Annotated in this window: 19 protein-coding genes and 1 other RNA gene; 13 read left to right on the forward strand and 7 right to left on the reverse strand. The window is 44.2% G+C overall.

What is annotated here, in order from left to right; translation table 11 throughout:
• Nucleotides 1-83 precede the first annotated feature (83 nt).
• A complete protein-coding gene (locus RSC70_RS10220) occupies nt 84-746 on the reverse strand; it encodes a tRNA1(Val) (adenine(37)-N6)-methyltransferase (RefSeq protein ID WP_442904287.1) in 663 nt (220 codons plus the stop codon).
• A 236-nt stretch (nt 747-982) separates the two neighbouring features.
• On the opposite strand from RSC70_RS10220, the gene srmB reads away from it, so the two are divergent.
• On the forward strand, nt 983-2,311 hold the full coding sequence (gene srmB / locus RSC70_RS10225) for an ATP-dependent RNA helicase SrmB (protein WP_040046812.1): 1,329 nt from the start codon (nt 983-985) through the stop codon (nt 2,309-2,311).
• Between the two features lie 305 nt (nt 2,312-2,616).
• Here srmB and grcA read toward each other — a convergent pair whose 3' ends face one another.
• Nucleotides 2,617-3,000, reverse strand: a complete 384-nt coding sequence (grcA, locus tag RSC70_RS10230; RefSeq protein WP_025800524.1) for an autonomous glycyl radical cofactor GrcA — start codon at nt 2,998-3,000, stop codon at nt 2,617-2,619.
• A gap of 381 nt (nt 3,001-3,381) precedes the next feature.
• On the opposite strand from grcA, the gene ung reads away from it, so the two are divergent.
• Nucleotides 3,382-4,077, forward strand: coding sequence for a uracil-DNA glycosylase (gene ung / locus RSC70_RS10235; protein WP_332542347.1), 696 nt, complete (start codon nt 3,382-3,384; stop codon nt 4,075-4,077).
• 62 nt (nt 4,078-4,139) lie between these two features.
• Here ung and grpE read toward each other — a convergent pair whose 3' ends face one another.
• Complete coding sequence (gene grpE / locus RSC70_RS10240; protein ID WP_025800522.1) at nt 4,140-4,727, reverse strand: nucleotide exchange factor GrpE; 588 nt, start codon at nt 4,725-4,727, stop codon at nt 4,140-4,142.
• A 123-nt stretch (nt 4,728-4,850) separates the two neighbouring features.
• Between grpE and nadK the strand changes: the two genes are divergently transcribed.
• From nadK to bamE, 3 genes are all read left to right on the forward strand, one after another.
• Nucleotides 4,851-5,729, forward strand: a complete 879-nt coding sequence (nadK, locus tag RSC70_RS10245) for an NAD(+) kinase (RefSeq protein ID WP_025800521.1) — start codon at nt 4,851-4,853, stop codon at nt 5,727-5,729.
• A gap of 97 nt (nt 5,730-5,826) precedes the next feature.
• Nucleotides 5,827-7,488, forward strand: a complete 1,662-nt coding sequence (recN, locus tag RSC70_RS10250; protein WP_332542348.1) for a DNA repair protein RecN — start codon at nt 5,827-5,829, stop codon at nt 7,486-7,488.
• A gap of 112 nt (nt 7,489-7,600) precedes the next feature.
• On the forward strand, nt 7,601-7,951 hold the full coding sequence (gene bamE / locus RSC70_RS10255) for an outer membrane protein assembly factor BamE (RefSeq protein WP_040046809.1): 351 nt from the start codon (nt 7,601-7,603) through the stop codon (nt 7,949-7,951).
• Nucleotides 7,952-8,010: 59 nt separating this feature from the next.
• Here bamE and RSC70_RS10260 read toward each other — a convergent pair whose 3' ends face one another.
• Nucleotides 8,011-8,295: an RnfH family protein gene (locus RSC70_RS10260; RefSeq protein WP_025800518.1), complete on the reverse strand. Its 285-nt coding sequence runs from the start codon at nt 8,293-8,295 to the stop codon at nt 8,011-8,013.
• On the reverse strand, nt 8,288-8,722 hold the full coding sequence (locus RSC70_RS10265; RefSeq protein WP_025800517.1) for a type II toxin-antitoxin system RatA family toxin: 435 nt from the start codon (nt 8,720-8,722) through the stop codon (nt 8,288-8,290). Before RSC70_RS10265 ends, RSC70_RS10260 begins: the two co-directional genes overlap by 8 nt.
• Before the next feature lie 157 nt (nt 8,723-8,879).
• Between RSC70_RS10265 and smpB the strand changes: the two genes are divergently transcribed.
• The 4 genes from smpB to RSC70_RS10285 all read left to right on the forward strand — a co-directional run bounded on the left by smpB (nt 8,880) and on the right by RSC70_RS10285 (nt 11,517).
• Entirely contained in the window at nt 8,880-9,362 is a 483-nt protein-coding gene (gene smpB / locus RSC70_RS10270) for an SsrA-binding protein SmpB (protein WP_025800516.1), read from the forward strand.
• A gap of 49 nt (nt 9,363-9,411) precedes the next feature.
• Nucleotides 9,412-9,775, forward strand: a transfer-messenger RNA (tmRNA) gene (gene ssrA / locus RSC70_RS10275).
• Nucleotides 9,776-10,232: 457 nt separating this feature from the next.
• Nucleotides 10,233-10,994, forward strand: a complete 762-nt coding sequence (locus RSC70_RS10280; protein ID WP_332542349.1) for a hypothetical protein — start codon at nt 10,233-10,235, stop codon at nt 10,992-10,994.
• Complete coding sequence (locus RSC70_RS10285) at nt 10,978-11,517, forward strand: serine acetyltransferase (RefSeq protein WP_332542350.1); 540 nt, start codon at nt 10,978-10,980, stop codon at nt 11,515-11,517. The genes RSC70_RS10280 and RSC70_RS10285 overlap by 17 nt, the downstream gene beginning before the upstream one ends.
• Nucleotides 11,518-11,604: 87 nt before the next feature.
• Here RSC70_RS10285 and dgcJ read toward each other — a convergent pair whose 3' ends face one another.
• Complete coding sequence (gene dgcJ, locus RSC70_RS10290) at nt 11,605-13,113, reverse strand: diguanylate cyclase DgcJ (RefSeq protein WP_332542351.1); 1,509 nt, start codon at nt 13,111-13,113, stop codon at nt 11,605-11,607.
• A 454-nt stretch (nt 13,114-13,567) separates the two neighbouring features.
• Here dgcJ and RSC70_RS10295 point away from each other — a divergent pair, with 454 nt between their 5' ends.
• Together RSC70_RS10295 and RSC70_RS10300 are read left to right on the forward strand one after the other, a co-directional pair.
• Nucleotides 13,568-14,758, forward strand: coding sequence for an MFS transporter (locus RSC70_RS10295; protein ID WP_063585751.1), 1,191 nt, complete (start codon nt 13,568-13,570; stop codon nt 14,756-14,758).
• 239 nt (nt 14,759-14,997) lie between these two features.
• A complete protein-coding gene (locus RSC70_RS10300; protein ID WP_332542352.1) occupies nt 14,998-15,348 on the forward strand; it encodes a hypothetical protein in 351 nt (116 codons plus the stop codon).
• 177 nt (nt 15,349-15,525) lie between these two features.
• Here the strand turns inward: RSC70_RS10300 and RSC70_RS10305 are convergent, their stop codons facing one another.
• Nucleotides 15,526-16,503, reverse strand: a complete 978-nt coding sequence (locus tag RSC70_RS10305; RefSeq protein ID WP_332542353.1) for a TDT family transporter — start codon at nt 16,501-16,503, stop codon at nt 15,526-15,528.
• A 105-nt stretch (nt 16,504-16,608) separates the two neighbouring features.
• Here RSC70_RS10305 and RSC70_RS10310 point away from each other — a divergent pair, with 105 nt between their 5' ends.
• Both RSC70_RS10310 and RSC70_RS10315 read left to right on the forward strand, forming a co-directional pair.
• Nucleotides 16,609-17,490 carry a LysR substrate-binding domain-containing protein gene (locus RSC70_RS10310; protein ID WP_130998085.1) on the forward strand — a complete coding sequence of 294 codons (882 nt, stop codon included), beginning with the start codon at nt 16,609-16,611 and terminating at the stop codon, nt 17,488-17,490.
• Nucleotides 17,491-17,834: 344 nt separating this feature from the next.
• Nucleotides 17,835-18,371, forward strand: coding sequence for a fimbrial protein (locus RSC70_RS10315; protein WP_130998084.1), 537 nt, complete (start codon nt 17,835-17,837; stop codon nt 18,369-18,371).
• Nucleotide 18,372 lies beyond the last annotated feature (1 nt).

Genomic DNA, 18,372 nt, shown 5'->3' on the forward strand with positions numbered 1-18,372 from the left:
GCCCCGCGGTGTGCTAGCCCCGTGTATCTCGATCTCATAAACGATCGGCATTACCCTATTGAGCCTTTTTCACATCATAAAACTCAGAAAAAAAGATAAAACGCTTTGGTTAATTCGTGGAAATCGTCCGAGTAAGCATTGCGCTCATCACGAATAACCAATCGGTCTGACTGCGGTGAGGCAGGCTCCACGCCAAATAGCATCAGAGCACGATGTGGCGCTCTATTAGAAAACTCCGCAACTTCCGTATGCTGCAATAAAATCCATCCCTCGCTTGCCGCCAGTTGAATAAAATCAACGCTGATATCGCAAGGCAGAACTACCGCCATTTTTCCCTTATCAGAAGCTAACATGCGCGCATGTTTGAGCAACGTTTGATGACTCAGCTCAGAAGTATAACGGGCGGTGCCTCGGCTCGCGTTACGGCATTCTACGCCGGGCTGATAATAAGGTGGATTGGTGATAATCAGGTCATAACGTGAGGGCGTCTGTGCGGCAAAAGATTGCAGTGCGCAGTGATGTAGCGCCATTCTGCCCGCCCATGGCGACTGCGCGAAATTATCCGTCGCCTGCAACGCAGCATTATCATCGAGTTCAACCGCATCAATTTGCACTGAATCTGTGGTACGCTGCGCCAACATTAACGCTAAAAGGCCGCTACCGCTGCCGATATCCAGTATCTTTCCAGTGATATCGCTGACATCTGCCCATGCGCCCAGCAAAATACTGTCTGTACCAACCTTCATCTCACAGCGATCGTGAGCAACAAAAAATTGCTTAAATGTGAATCCGTTACGACGTAATGGCGCTGATTCTGATGGGCATTGAACCACGGTAACTCCTTATTTTTGGCCGCATAGCATAAAATATCCGCATAAATTCGCCAAGGTTGGATCGGAGTAAACATGCTAATTCCCCCGCTTTAATGGGTGAACATCTGCTCCAACCCGTCTATAATCGGCGCCCCAAGTAGAGGTAGACCATGACAGCAAGCAATTTTTCCGAACTCGAACTCGATGAACGCCTACTCGACGCACTGCGCGACAAAGGCTATGACCGCCCGACAGCTATCCAAGCTGCCGCCATTCCTCCGGCAATGGACGGTCGCGACGTTCTGGGCTCCGCGCCTACCGGAACCGGGAAAACCGTCGCCTATTTGCTGCCAGTGTTGCAGCACCTGCTCGACTTCCCGCGTAAGAAATCCGGCCCACCGCGTATTTTGGTGTTGACCCCAACGCGTGAACTGGCAATGCAGGTTGCCGAGCAAGCCATTGAATTGGCAAAACACACAAATTTAGACATTGCGACCATCACCGGTGGCGTTGCCTATATGAACCACGCTGAAGTATTCAGCGAAAATCAGGACATCGTGGTAGCAACCACCGGTCGTCTGCTGCAATACATCAAAGAAGAAAACTTCGATTGCCGCGCGGTTGAAACCCTGATCCTTGATGAAGCAGACCGCATGCTAGACATGGGCTTTGCACAAGATATCGAAACTATCGCAGCAGAAACTCGCTGGCGCAAACAAACCATGCTGTTCTCGGCAACGCTGGAAGGCGATGCCATTAAAGAGTTCTCTGAGCGTCTGTTGCAGGAGCCGGTTGAAATTGAAGCCGATCCATCGCGCCGCGAACGTAAAAAGATCCAGCAATGGTACTACCGTGCCGATACCCTTGAGCATAAGACCAAGCTGCTGTGTCATCTGCTAAAAGAGCCCGAAGTCACCAAATCCGTGATTTTCGTACGCAAGCGTGAACGTGTTCATGAGCTGGTAAGCTGGCTGCGCGAAGCAGGCATCAACTCCTGCTACCTAGAAGGTGAAATGGTACAGGCCAAACGTAACGAAGCCATGAAGCGTATGCTCGATGGCCGCGTAAACGTTCTGGTTGCCACCGACGTTGCCGCGCGTGGCTTGGATATCCCTGATATCAGCCACGTGTTCAACTTCGACATGCCGCGCACCGCAGATACCTATCTGCACCGTATTGGCCGTACTGGCCGTGCGGGTCGCAAAGGCATTGCGATTTCTTTAGTCGAAGCGCACGACCATTTGCTGTTGGGCAAAATTAGCCGCTACGTTGAAGAGCAGATTAAGTCACGCGTCGTTGACGATCTTCGCCCGACAACCAAAACGCCTAGCGAAAAGAACAAAGGCAAGCCTTCTAAAAAGACGCTGCTCAAGCGCCAAGAGAAAAAGGCTGAAGAGAAGAAAGATAAAAAGGTAAAAGTGCGCCATCGCGACAGCAAAAATGTCGGGAAACGCCGTAAGTCTAAAGAAGCTGAACAGCCGACCAAGACCGAAGAATAAATCAGCACACCGACAAAAAAACCGCCTTTATCGGCGGTTTTTTTTCGTCTTAAGCTTAGGGAATATCCCGCTCATCTACAAAAAGCACACAGCATTATGATATTTCCATTTTTTATTTCAGGCGCTTAACTTATTTATCGCCATATAATGCTAACATCATGAAATAGAATGATAATAATACCGATTATGAGATTGCTACTCATGATGATATTTTGCACCACTAAGCAAGAATCGCTTCGCTATCAGACGTAAAAAAGGAGCCTTTCGGCTCCTTTTTGCTATTTCTTTACGCCTTTAGCCTAAAATTACAGGCTTTCGGTAAAGGTACGAGCAATAACATCACGCTGCTGTTCTGGAGTCAGTGAGTTGAAACGCACTGCATAGCCAGACACACGAATAGTCAGCTGTGGATATTTTTCTGGGTGCTTAACAGCATCTTCCAGAGTTTCACGGCGCAGAACGTTAACGTTCAGATGCTGACCGCCTTCCACACGTACAGTTGGTTTGATATCCAAAGGTACTTCGCGATATTCAATTTTTCCCAGTTCGCTTACTGCAACGATCTGGTCTTCTGCGTAGCCTGCTTTTGCACATACACAACGTGCTTCGTTTTTATCTGTATCGAGCAGCCAGAAAGAGTTCATCAGGTCTGCATTATCAGCTTTAGTGATCTGAATACCTTGAATCATTTGTTGCCTCCGTCAATAGAGCAAAAAAATCTGGGATTAATTTCTTAGTTTACGGCCTTAACTTCGGCCATTTGGTAAAACCAATGTTGTCTTGATGTTTTATATACCAGTATAGAGTGGGGTTTTCTTTGATTTAAATCAATTTTTTAAAGGTGTCAATTTTACCAATTTGGGCAAATTTATGTTTTACATCAAATTTAACCCTCTTGGGATGCTTTTTCTATTTTTGTAAATTTTCAAAAAAAATTTAATTTACGCACAAAAAAACACCAGTTTGGATTGTTTTCTGAAATGGCTAAATTTTCATCACGGTTTAAATTCATCACCTGAAACGGTAAGCTACGACAAAATAATTTCCGTATAAACAAAGAGGAAGTGCAGATGACTTCTCCACAAAACTGGCACGACGTCATCGGTGCCGAGAAAGAAAAACCCTACTTTCACGACACGCTCGCTTTTGTCGCCGCAGAGCGCCAAGCCGGTAAGACCATTTATCCACCGCAAAAAGACGTGTTTAATGCCTTCCGTTTTACGGAATTTAACGATGTGAAAGTCGTGATCTTAGGCCAAGACCCCTATCACGGCCCCAATCAGGCTCACGGTCTCTCCTTCTCGGTGCGTCCTGGCATCCCTGCGCCGCCTTCGCTGATGAATATGTATAAAGAACTGAAAACCGATATCGAAGGTTTCGAAATTCCTCAGCATGGCTATCTAAAAAGCTGGGCTGAACAAGGGGTTTTACTGCTTAATACGGTATTAACCGTTGAACGTGGTCAAGCACATTCACACGCGAAGCTAGGCTGGGAAACCTTCACCGACAAAGTGGTCGCTGCGCTAAATGAACATCGCTCAGGCATTGTCTTCCTGCTATGGGGAGCGCACGCGCAAAAGAAAGGCAGCATTATTGATATCCAGCGCCACCGAGTTTTAAAAGCCCCGCACCCTTCACCACTGTCGGCCCATCGCGGCTTTTTAGGCTGCCATCACTTCTCACAAACCAATCAATTGTTGATTGAACAAGGTTTAGCTCCCATTGATTGGCAGCCACGTTTGCCAGAGAACGGCAGCGAAGAGTAAGTTTCAGGCGAAAAAAAACCAGTCAATCGACTGGTTTTTTATTTTCGGAAAAGACGTCAGGATCACGCTTTCGCTTTAGATACCGCAACCATCGCTGGACGAATCAAACGACCGTTCAAGGTATAACCTTTCTGCATAACCATCATGACGTGGTTAGGCTCGTGTTGTTCAGACTCCATTAGCGTCATCGCCTGATGCACTTCTGGATTAAACGGAACGTTTACTTCACCTACCTGCTCTACGCCGAATTTACGCACCACATCCAGCATGGATTTCAGCGTTAATTCGATACCTTCAATCATAGAGGTCAGTTCTGGGTTAGATTTATCAGCCAGATCCAGCGCACGCTCCAGATTATCAATCACTGGCAGCAGTTCGTTAGAGAACTTTTCTAAGGCGAACTTATGCGCTTTTTCAACGTCTTGCTCAGCACGACGGCGAATATTATCCGCTTCTGCACGGGCACGCATGACAGAATCACGCTCACGCTGAGCGGCTTCCTGCAACTGAGCTTCTAATTCGGCAATACGCTCATCGCGCGTATCAACGACGTCCGCCGCATCGACCTGAGCCTGTTCGTGCTGCTCTTGTCCGTTTTCCATTTCTTGTGAGGCTTGCTCATTCGACATGTTCTGTTCTTTACTACTCATGAAATTCTCCGCGGTTTGGCATTAATCTCGCTACTTGGCTTATTATGGGGATGAAAGCTGGCGATTCAAGAGAACCGCGCATAATGAGAGCCATTAAATTGCGCTCGGTAGGAAAACCACCGTATGAATAAAAAATTTGAATGTATCGGTCTGGTCGGTCACCCGCGTCATCCTGCCGCGCTGGCCACGCACGAAATGCTATTTCACTGGCTTGTCAGCAAAGGCTATCCGGTGATCGTTGAGCATCAAATTGCGCACGATCTAAAACTCGAAAACGCCGAAACAGGCAGCTTGGCGGATATAGGCCAAAAAGCCGATCTCGCGGTCGTGGTCGGCGGCGATGGAAATATGCTCGGGGCAGCCCGCATTCTGGCGCGTTATGATATCAAAGTGATTGGCGTAAACCGTGGAAATCTTGGTTTTCTTACCGATTTAGATCCCGATAATGCTAAACAACAGCTCTCAGACGTTCTGGACGGCGAGTATTTTAGTGAACAGCGTTTTTTACTTGAGGTGCAAGTTTGCCGCGAGCAACAACAAAGACGCATGAGCACCGCCATCAATGAAGTGGTTTTGCATCCAGGCAAAGTCGCGCATATGATTGAATTTGAAGTTTATATCAATGAAAACTTTGCATTCTCTCAGCGTTCCGATGGGCTGATAATCTCCACGCCGACGGGGTCTACCGCATATTCATTATCTGCGGGAGGGCCTATCCTGACGCCAACACTGGACGCCATTGCGCTGGTTCCCATGTTCCCGCACACCCTCTCAGCTCGCCCGCTGGTTATTGATAGCAACAGCAAAATTCACCTGCGGTTTAGCCATTTCAGCAACGATCTAGAAATCAGCTGCGACAGCCAGATTGCGCTACCGATCCAGCAAGGTGAAGAGGTCATGATTCAGCGAAGTCAATTCCACCTGAATCTTATTCACCCAAAAGACTACAACTATTTCAATACATTAAGCACGAAACTAGGATGGTCGAAAAAACTTTTCTGAACAGAATAATTTTTTGCGTTAGCTACTTTACTGTATAAAAAACCAGTTTATACTGTAGTTAAATACAGTTATGTAATTCCGTACAGGGGAATTTCGAATGCTGACGCAGCTGACCATTTCTAACTTTGCTATTGTTCGTGAACTTGAAATTGACTTCCAGCGTGGAATGACCGCCATCACCGGCGAAACAGGCGCGGGTAAGTCGATTGCTATTGATGCGCTCGGTTTATGCCTTGGAGGGCGCTCAGAGGCCGCTATGGTGCGTTTAAACACGCCTAGAGCCGATATCTGCGCACGCTTCTCTCTGGCAGACACGCCATCAGCACGACAGTGGCTTGAACAAAATCAGCTAGATGACAGCAATGAGTGCCTGCTACGACGCGTTATCAGCGCCGACGGGCGTTCCCGCGGATTTATCAATGGCACCGCAGTTCCTCTTTCACAGCTACGCGAGCTCGGCCAACATCTGATTCAGATTCATGGCCAGCATGCGCATCAGTTACTGCTCAAGTCCGAGCACCAAAAACACCTGCTCGATGCCTATAGCAACCAATCTGAGCTATTAGTAGAAATGCAAGCCGCCTATCGCCAATGGCATCACAGCTGCCGCCTGCTGGCTCATCATCAAAAGCAGGTTGCCGAGCGTGAATCGCGCAAACAGCTACTGCAATATCAGCTCAAGGAACTCAATGAGTTTGCTCCACAGCTTGGAGAGTATGAGCAGATCGATGAAGAGTATAAGCGACAAGCCAATAGCGGCCAGCTTCTGACCATCAGCCAGCGTGCATTAAACATGCTGTCTGACGCCGACGATGGCAATATTCTCAGCCTGCTGCACAGCGCAAAACAAAACGTGTCTGAGCTGATTAGCTACGACAGCCAGTTTTCGCCTCTGCTAGATATGCTGGAAGAAGCTTCAATTCAAATATCAGAAGCCAGCAACGAACTACGCCATTACGGCGATATGATTGATATGGATCCTGCTCGGCTTTATGAGTTAGAACAGCGGATATCCCGCCAAATTGCGCTAGCACGTAAACATCATGTTGCGCCGGAAGAACTGCCTCAGTTTTATCAGCAGCTTTTGGACGAGCAGCAGTCACTCAGCCAACAGGAGAGCGATCAAGAACAGCTGGCTGAGAACGTACACAAACATCATGAGTACGCACTTTCGCTTGCTCAACAACTGCACCAACAGCGGGTGAGTTTCGCTCAAGAGCTTTCTCAGCTAATTACACACAGCATGCATGAACTCTCTATGCCTCATGGTCAGTTTGCAATTGACGTTAACTTCATGCCAGAAGCACTCACCGCCGATGGCGCAGACCGCATTGAATTTAGCGTAACTACCAACCCAGGCCAACCACTCCAAGCGTTAGCTAAAGTGGCTTCCGGTGGTGAGCTCTCACGTATTGCGTTAGCTATTCAAGTCATTACCGCGCAGAAAATGGATACACCTGCGCTTATTTTTGATGAAGTGGATGTGGGGATCAGTGGGCCAACTGCCGCTATCGTTGGAAAAATGCTGCGCCAGCTTGGCGAATCAACGCAGGTTATGTGTGTCACCCACTTACCTCAGGTAGCCGGATGTGGGCACCAACATTTTTATGTCAGCAAACACACCGATGGTTCTGAAACTGAAACAACCATGCAATCACTGGATAAAAAAGCCCGTTTACAAGAGCTGGCGCGGCTGTTAGGCGGAAGTGAAGTCACGCGCAATACGCTGGCAAATGCAAAAGAGCTACTTGCCGCATAAAAAACATCAACTTTTTTTGATTCCTGAGGTCATATTGGGGTCTGTTGAGGTTTCCAACTGTTGCAAGGTCGATTATCATCGGCAACCTATGTCCAAAAGGAATGAGATTACTATGCGTTGTAAAATGCTGACTGCCGCTGCTGTGGTTATGGTTACGCTAACCGCAGGCTGTTCAACCTTTGAAAAAGTGGTATACCGTCCTGACATCAATCAGGGAAACTACCTGACTGCTGCTGACGTAGCCAAAATTCACAGAGGGATGACGCAGCAACAAGTCGCCTACACGCTAGGTACGCCAATGCTGCAAGATCCGTTTGGAACCAGCACATGGTTCTACGTGTTCCGCCAACAGCCAGGGCATGAGGCCGTGTCTCAAGAGACGCTAACCCTAACCTTTGATGGCAGTGGTCTTCTGACCGGAATTGAAAACACCAAGAAGCTTCCTGAAAGCAAAGAAGACTGATCAGCGCCGTGAATACGGCTGGTGTAAGAAGTTCTTAAAAAATAAGGCGCCTACGCGCCTTATTTTTTTGCTCGTTCAGCACGTAAACGGCGTAGCTCTTTAGGATCGGCGAGCAATGGACGATAGATCTCTACCCTATCACCTTCATGCACCTTATCTGATAATTTGACCGTGCGGCTATAAATTCCAACCTTGTTTTTCGTTAGGTCAATTTCAGTACGCAATGCTAACAAGCCAGATTGTTGAATCGCCTGCTCGACATTGGCACCTTCAGATAACTTAATACGACGAAGATATTGGCGCTCAGGCAAGGCATACACCACCTCCACATTGATATCAGGCACTGTAGACCTCTTTCGCGCGTGAAGTAAAAGCCTGAACCATATTCCCCGCTAGCTCTTTAAATACCTTACCAAACGCCAGTTCAACCAGCTTATTAGTAAACTCAAAGTCGAGATGCAGCTCAACTTTACACGCATCATCACTTAACGGGATAAAATGCCAGCCACCCAGTAACTTACGGAATGGTCCATCGACAAGCTGCATTTTAATGCTACTGCTATCAGCCAACGTGTTATGAGTCGTAAAAGTTTTGCTTATCCCTGCTTTTGAGACATCAACAGCAGCTGTCATTGAGTTTGGCCCTGATTCTAAAACACGACTTCCTACACAACCGGGTAAAAACGCCGGATAGGCAGAAACATCGTTGACCAATTGGTACATTTGCTTGGCGCTAAAAGGCACCAAAGCAGAACGGCTAATCTGTGGCATATCAATTCCTGAGTAACATAAAACGCACAAATAATACCATTTATCTGTGGACAGAGAGAAACGCGTTAAGCACACTGAGCTAATGTATTAAAAAACAACGACAGCTTAGGGTGAAAGGATGTTCATCCCATGACTGGTTCAGTATAATGGCAGCACTATGACAAAGAAAAAAGCACACAAACCCGGTTCAGCAACGATTGCTATGAACAAACGCGCTCGCCACGAATACTTCATCGAAGAAGAGATCGAGGCGGGGTTGGCGCTGCAAGGTTGGGAAGTTAAGTCGCTGCGCGCAGGTAAAGCTAATATCGCCGATAGCTACGTAACTTTCCGCGACGGCGAAGCATACCTCTTTGGCGCGACTATTCAGCCTCTTAATGTGGCATCTACGCACGTGGTATGCGACCCAACACGTACTCGCAAACTGCTACTGAAAAAGCGTGAGTTAGAAACGCTGTTCGGAAAAGTTAGCCGAGATGGTTTTACCGTTGTCGCGCTGTCTCTTTACTGGAAAAATGCTTGGTCCAAAGTCAAAATTGGGCTCGCAAAAGGTAAAAAAGAGCACGACAAACGCGATGACATTAAAGATCGTGAGTGGAAATTAGACAAAGCACGTATTATGAAGAACTCAAACCGCTAAGCTACTGGCTTTACGGATATATTTTCTGATACAATGCACGATAGTACTTGGGGCTGATTCTGGATTCGACGGGATTTGCGAAGCCCAAGGAGCATGCCGAGGGGCGGTTGGCCTCGTAAAAAGCCGCAAAAAAATAGTCGCAAACGACGAAAACTACGCACTAGCAGCTTAATACCCTGCTTAGAGCCTTCTCTCCCTAGCTTCCGCTCTTAAGACGGGGATCAAGAGAAGTCAAACCCAAAAGAGATCGTGTGGATACCTAGCTTGGGGTTGAAGCATTAAATCTAATCAAGCTAGTTTATTAGTAGCGTGTCTGTCCGCAGCTGGTAGGCGAATGTAAAGACTAGACTAAGCATGTAGTGCCGACGGTGTAGTAATTTCGGACGGGGGTTCAAATCCCCCCAGCTCCACCAAATTCTTGGTTGATGGTTACCAGAGCCATTCAACGAAGTCCTAGAAGCCCGCATAGCGTAAGCCCTGCGGGTTTTTTTGTATCCTTACGATCATCAGGTGAAAGCCGATATCACTTTATGTTAGTCAAACTGAATCTTTTGGGCTTATAGGTCGTTTCAGCGTAAGGTTCTATTATCTCAGCTGAATCTAGTCAAAAATATTCGCAGTTCTTATATGCAAATATTTCCACCAAAACCGCCCATGATCGTATAGAAAAATAGACGAATTTTTAATATTAAAAACCATTACAATCAAATCGTTACGTAAACCCCGCTTTAAAAAGCACAAAAAACATGTGCTGCCGATAGGCTTCGGTTTATGTTAGGATAACTAAGAATTTTGCACGCAACAAAATAAACTACAAAAATAACGAATTTGTAAATATTAACTTTTTTCAGGTAGTGTAGTGGTTATAAAATGATAATAGTTTCAGTATTAAGACAAAGCAAAGATTTCACCGCCAAACATGCTCAATGGCTAAGCAAACAAATTAAGGGACATCGCTTTATTTGCTTAACTGATGCTAAACACATCCCTGGCGTGGAAACAGCCCCCCTTTTGTACGACTGGCCGGGATGGTGGGCCAAAATTGAATTATTTAATCCTAACCACCCTATTATCGGTAAGGAAGATATTTTATATTTTGATATTGATACTGTTATTACAGGTGACATATCAGAGCTCGCAAAAGTCAAAAATTTCACTATGCTGAATGACTTTTCAGAGGCTAATTCAGAATGCCCAGCCCCGGCATCAGGCGTAATGTTCATTCCTGCCGATAAAAAGCACTTAGCATGGGAGAAATTTAATTCAGACCCCGATGCTATCATCAATAGTAATTGCCCTCCGCCATATCACGGCGATCAAGGTTTCATAGGATCTGTATATAAAAATGCCGATCGGTGGCAAAACATACTCCCTAGAAAAATAATTAGCTACAAAGTTGATATTGCAACCAAAGATATGATTGGATTCAACCCAAGTCTGTCATTCGGATCTAGTGCAGGAAAAGTTCCCCTAGATGCTGTTGTTGTTTGCTTTCACGGTAATCCACGCCCGTGGAAAACAGGCTTTAGTTGGGTTCCAACATTTAGCTTAAAAGAAAAAGTCTGCGGAAAATTAAAAGGCCTTAAGCTTAAATTAAAATCATTGAGTTTAAAAAATGACCCTATACGATAATTTAAAAGAATGTTTAACTGCTGAAATTTTAAAAAATAGAAATAAATTTTCTTGGTTTAGGGTTATTAGACGCTGCCTGTCGGAACCCAAAAAACGGTACCTATTCTGGTGGAGAATAGCAAATTACCTCTATCTAAAAGGTGGAAAAATAAATAAAAAATTATCTGCAAAAATAAACAGAAAATTAATTATAAAATATAATACCGAGATTGAACTTGGTACAAAAATCGGCGTTGGTTTGTATATTGGCCACCATGGTGGAATTGTCATATCGAATAAATCAATAATTGGTGATAATTTTACCATTAGACAATGCACGACAATAGGTATAAAAGAAGAAAATGGTAAATTTATACAAATTGGAGACAATGTCAATATAGGTGCTCATACTTGTATTATTAGCGATGGGCTCACTATCGGTAATAATGTTACAATTGGCGCAATGTCGTTTATCAATAAAGATATTCCTTCAGACGTAACTGTGTACACAGAGAAAACTAACCGCATTATATCAAAAGCATAGATTATATTTACTTGAACATATCAAACCATTCAAATAAATTTATCCACAGCAAGAGATTCACATAAAAACAGAAGGTGATTATTTCTCTTAGCCCTTCGTTTTCTTATGCTTATACAGCAACTCATCAGCTATAATTTGTGCATCGCTCAGCGTATCACCGGATTTCATCTGGTAACAGCCATATGAAAAGTTAACAATAGCATCTGTATCTACCACTTTTAATTTCTGTTTGATTAAGTCAATAGTGATAAAAGCACGCTCTACATCGCAATCGATAAGAATAATACAGAACTCATCACCGCCGAGCCTAATACCATAATCACTCTTTCTTATAGAGGTTTGTATCGCGTCTCCCAATAAAGTGATTGCCTTATCCCCCATGTGATGACCTAAAGTATCATTGATGGTTTTTAATTTATCGCAATCAAGAGCAATAATAGTGACTGGCGTATTTTTTTCAGTTAATGACTTTAAACGAGCATCAAGAGTTTGTGTCAGTATTTTTCTATTATATAACCCCGTCATTGAATCTGTTATGTTTTCCAATGAAAGAACTTCATTCTTTGATATCTGATATTTTAAATACCTGCAGAGAGCATACGTTATAAATATATATAAAATAAAAAGAAACGCGTTATTTAAAATAAAATATTGAACATCTAATTTAAGATGAACAGTATAATATCGAGTAATATCTTTATCGTAATTTAAAATATCAAATAATTGTTTATCTGGTTGATTGAAATTGATCTCTTCAGATGAATTTCTATCTATAACTGAAAGCGTAAGATACTTCCATAAGAAAGGGCGATCAAATGTATAGAATGCCTTTGCTAGCTCATTGATACTTACGTCAGTTACAATTATACCTTTAAGATTCCCACCAAAAAACAACGGCGTGATCATGCTAATTATTTTCTCACCGGTATAACCGTCATCATATATATGTGAAGTCACACTTTGCCCATCGTGTAAACTTCTCAATGCTTCATCATCAATTTTGATGCTTCTGGCATTGCTATCTACATCAATAAACTTTCCATTATATCGCAACCAATTATTGAATGCATATCGAGAGCTATCAACTAGCTTATTGATGTATATGTATTGATTTTCAAAGTCAATATAGTATCTAATGCTATCTTGCACTTTCCAATGGTAATTAGAAAAACTGTACTCTTGAGAGATTGCTTCTTCTTGACTATTAAACTTCGCAAGATATTTTATATCTCTAGCCCAATCTTCGCAGGATGAATTTTTAGTTTGTAACGTTCCAGCTAGTTTAGGATATTTATATCCAGTTAAATTCAAACCATAAATATCATTTATACTCTCCATACGGTTACAGATACTCAGCACACTTGAGTCTGCTTTTTTATTTTTATATTCAGAAATTGAAAATGACTTTATTAAATTAAGTGCTATTTTTTGATTTATATATTCTTCAGCAAATATAGCAGAACGGCCTTTATCTACCGTGTAACCTAGATAATTTTTTAAGCCTTGGTAGTCATTCCACAAAAAGAATGCCAGAACCATCGTTGTTAATGACATAGTAATAAAAATTCCCTTTTTATAACTTTTTGTCAGCAACATATTAAAACCCCTTAAGATTATTCTACAAACAATGCAACTTTGTACAAACTAACAGCCATGCACAATATATTAGCAATGATAAGAAATTTAATCTCTCTGATAGTGAAATTGTTATATAAGCATAGCGTTTTCTTTTGTCTGTGATGGCTAAATAATCACAATCGTAACAAGACTATACTTATAGCATGCAAATTATTATTTTTTTTCATTGGGATTTATTGCCCTGATTGTGTTTAAACCTTTTAAATATAATTAGATATGCAGGGGTTTAACGCTCACGTTTTGAGTAAAGAACACACCTAACATTAGGTTCACCATTTATCTACACGATGCTATTCATTGTAATCCTTACTATTTCCTCTTGAAATACGAATGAAAAAGGTTAGTGTAGCTATGTTAACTTACGCTTCGAACGATAGATATTTTCTGTCTTTGCACTTCTAGGAAGGTTCCTTTGCCCAGCCCCACGTTAAAACAGCGCAGCCTCGCCCTCTTCGTTTTCTTTTTCTTACCTGGCGTATCAATGGCGTCATGGGTAACACGAACTCCCGCAATACGCGACAAACTTGGCGCATCGACCGCAGAGATGGGCCTTGTTCTTTTTGGTCTGTCGATTGGGTCAATGGCTGGAATTCTCTGTTCTGGTTATTTAGTGCAGCGCTTTAGCACTAAACCCGTTATTGCTGCAGGAACGGGCTTAGTGATCGCCGGTATTTTGCTGGTTGCCCTCGGAGCATTTTTCTCATCGGCGATCACCGTTTCATCTGGGTTATGCTTATTTGGGGCAGGTATGGGCTCTGCTGAAATAGCCATTAACGTTGAGGGCGCAGATGTAGAACGCATATCACATCGCCCCCTTCTTCCTATGTTGCATGGCTGTTTTAGCTTAGGGACACTGGTTGGCGCTGGGGTTGGTAATGGGCTTACCTCGGTAAATTTCCCCATACAGTGGCATCTTTTATTAATTGGTGTTATTTGCGTTCCGGCAACATTGTGGGCACTAAAATCCGTACCTAAGGGGAATGGCCTGCGTCCAGTAGAACATGCGCAGAATGGTAACCAGACTACACAGGCTAAAACAACTGTTTGGCGAGATAGGCGATTGTTGCTTATTGGCTTAATTGTCCTTGCAATGGCTCTTGCCGAAGGCTCAGCCAACGACTGGTTGCCGTTATTAATGGTAGACGGTCATGGATTCAGCCCTACGTCAGGCTCGTTAATCTATACAGGCTTTGCCTTAGGAATGACCATTGGGCGCTTCTGCGGGGGATATTTCCTGCGTCGATTTGGCCGCGTTAATGTCGTTCGGGGCAGCGCTATATTCGGCGTTATCGGCTTAGGGTTAATTATTTTTGCTGAAAATACATTTTTAGTCAGCGCTTCAGTTTTATTTTGGGGCGTAGGCGCTTCACTCGGTTTCCCTCTTACCTTATCAGCCGCCAGTGACACTGGGCCAAATCCAGCGGCTCGCGTTAGTGCCGTGGCAACCACCGGTTATATTGCATTTTTGGTTGGGCCTCCCATGCTAGGTTTTTTAGGTGAGCATTGGGGATTGCGCTCCGCCATGATCGTGGTGTTAGCGTTGGTCGCTTTTGCAATTTGGCTAGCACCTGCCGTTGGCGAACCGCCAAAATCTGACGCCTAATATACCGACATCTCACCCATCAATTTCTGGCGGGTGAGAACTTAATTCCATTATATTTATTGCATTACACGTCAGATTCAATCTGTTTGGAACCACCTTCTCATTTCTCATTATCTTCGTTTGTTGTGTTTATTTAACGCTATATGCTCAACATCAAGCCTATAGCTCGCGTTGGCAATTCGATTCTACTCAGACTCAAATAACGAAACTAAGCCCTCTGGCATACTCAGGAGTGAGTCATGAAAGACTCGACCATACAGATCCTACAAAACAACATGTCATGCCTGCATCAGGTAATTAGTACTAATACTCAAAGCGGGCTACACGGTAATTTACTCGATGTACTGGCACTAAGTTTTAATCTGTTAAATATGAGCAACAATGAATTAATCCAGCTACAGCAGCAACAAGATTCACTTTCATGCCATTCAGTGGGTTTAGTTATTCAGCAGTGTAGTGCCCTATTGTGGATGGTGCTCGAATATGCCAGCGCTCAGATGGAACAATCTAGCGTGGATAAGTTAGCCGATATATATCTACATACGCATTATCTTGCGCGGTCAATATCCGGCACTCCGTGCCCATCATAAGCAAAGCTCCAGTCACTCAGTGGCTGGAGCCTTTTTGCGAGTCTGCCTCTATATTTTTATTTGCGTGATTTATAAAAACAGCGCCCAAATAAAACAAACAATAAAGAGCACCAAAGCAGCAGCAGGAACCCAAAAAGCCTGATCGGACGTTTTCACTACGTTTTTCCTTAAACTCATTTATTTCACCATGCCTTGATGAACATTCAATCTCTGCGGCAGCAGGTAGTTATGAATAAACCTTACGGAGACATAGCCAATAACTAACGTCGCAATCACTGCTTCTACCGTCGCCATCATATGCAGTTGGTGCGCATACTCCGCCGCTTGCGGGTAACTGCCCACGAGGTTTGCCATTTTATAAAGTGCGGTAGCGCCAATCGCCATAGGGAACGTAAAAGCGGCATAGCCTGGGCTAAACGGCAAGCGCATTAGGCGGAAGAAAGCACAATAAATAACTATGGTCATCAACAGTGCGATACCGAGCAACACCGCACAAATCAGCATTGAAGGCTCTTTGACAACGCTCAGATAGCCCGCTAATGACAAACTGGCCGGTGCCGCCATAATGGCAATCGTTGGTTTTGCTGCATCGGGCACTTCATCGCGAAACATGAAGCGGTAGATCATCATTGGCAGCATCAGCAGGTAACTCACCATCCCAATTGCCAATAAAATCAGTGCAAACTCAGTGTAGGCCTCACTTGGGCAAGTCACATCTGCCACAATAATGCCCACTGGCGGCACAAACCAGCTAGGAACTAGATGATGTAGCTTAGGTTCTTTCGCGCGGTGATAAATGAAAAGCGACAGCGAGACCAGATGAACAATAACAGCCCCCAGCCAAAGCATCTGGCCCGCCGTCGGCATAAAGTTACCCAGCGCCTTAGAAACCACCATTGCAGCCATTGCAAAGGTAGGAACAATGCTTCCCACCACCGGATGTTTAAGATCTTGAGTCAGCGTATCGGGATGAAAAATAAAACGAATAGCGAGAACGGCAAGCAATAGCCCAGCAATCAATGCGCCCACGTTTTGTCCCACACCGTGAAGCGGCAAAGCATTCTCTAAACACCATCCCAAACTTGCGATCCCCAGCGCTAAACCCGCTACGGGAGTTGGCAATCCGCGAACCTTATGATGTAGGTATCTCAACATGTCATCACCTCGATTTTTTCATTCTTCTGCGGTAAAAACTATAGCCATCCGCTATCATTTAAAAAATCGAGTTATTTTTTACATTAGGTTTAGAGAAACTAAACGATGAATATTACCTTCAAACAACTTTCCGTCTTTGTCGCCATCGTCCGCAGCGGCAGCATGACGCTCGCCGCAGAAAACCTGTTTATGACGAAAGGGGCCATTTCACAGACATTGGCTGAATTAGAGAGTCAGCTAGGAGTACGGCTCTTTGATCGTCAACATGCACGCTTATATATTAATCATGAAGGACAAAAGTTACTGCCTGTCGCCGACGAGCTTTTGTCTCGAATGCAGGGGGTTGAACAATTATTCGGAGAGAATAGCCAAGATACCCAGCTCAAGTTGGGATGTACCAAGACTATCGGCAGCTATCTTCTGCCTGACATGCTGAAGGGGTTTAAAGAACATCAAGGTTGGTTGCCACAATGTACTATCGCCAACACGCAAAAAATCAGCACTATGGTCAGCCATTTTGAAATTGATGTGGCGTTACTGGAAGGGCCAGCTAGCGAACCTAACCTTATTTGCGAGCCGTGGTTAGAAGATGAAATGGTCATTATCGCCGGTAAAAACCATCCGCTCGCCACGCAAGAAACGGTTTCATATCAGGTACTGAGTCAAGAACGCTGGCTGCTACGCGAGCAAGGCTCCAGCAGCCGTGCCTTTTTTGACAATCAGTTGGCACTACATTTAAGCAATCCACAAATCGCTCTTTCACTGAACGCTTTTGACGCCATTCTTTCTTGCGTTGCTCATCACTTAGGCATCACTTTTATTTCAAAGCGCATGCTACATAGCTCATTTTATACGGGGCATTTTGTGCAATTGCATACCGAGCAGCGGTTTATGCGGAAGTTCACACTCTGCTACCACAAAAGTAAGTTTATCTCGCCAACATTAGCAAGCTGGCTGAGCTTCAGTCGCTCATGGCCTCACTCCTAACTAGCTTGGCTTGTCATATTTAAATAACGACTGAACAGCGCAAATGATCGTAACAAACTGTTTTTAAATGAAAATATTTACAAAAGAGAGAAAGCTAGGCATCAGAGTGCTTTAATAGGTTTTTATGCTAATTTAGCATGATAAATTAGGCTATTTGGTCGCAAAATAAATATCAGATCATCCATACGATAAATTACCTCGCATTTTATTTCACGCCATAAAGTTAGTTTTTACCGGCATATGAATACGTTACCCTTACTGCGCTCAATATATCTCCCAACGTCATTTGAGCAGAGCTAAACGCAGGAGATAAATCCCGTTTTATGTGGTAACGAGTTAATAAAATGAAAATACGCCTTTGCGACGTAAAATTATTTCTTCTGGGAGTTTTGCTCTCGATTAATGGCTCTGCATTTGCAGCTTTAGCCCCGGTGAGTGGCGGTCAGGCAAAAGATGACTCCAAAAGCACCCTATACATTCGCGGTAATATATTTGAACCCGCCGCCTGCAAAATTAACCAAAACAATAATCTCGATGTGGACTTCAAACGCATCGCACTGAAAAAAATTGACGGCGTTGCTTTCGCCAGCGTAACTCCTGTCGATATTGTATGCAGCATCACAACGGGAGCAGCCGTGCAGCTAGAATTTCAGGGCACATCATCAGGTAAAAGCAACTACCTGACCACAACCCTCGATAATCTGGCCATTGCCCTCTCAGACGATGCGACAGGCAAAAATATCGATCTGAATACGTTCTTTACCATTCAGAAAACGCAGACTATTCAACTACGCGCGGTGCCAATAAAAATATCTGATGCGGTGGAATTAAAAGAAGGCGAATTCAAAGCCACATCCACGCTGATTACACGCTATCTCTAAC

The organism is Hafnia sp., from assembly GCF_036648275.1.
Taxonomy (GTDB): Bacteria; Pseudomonadota; Gammaproteobacteria; order Enterobacterales; family Enterobacteriaceae; genus Hafnia; species Hafnia alvei.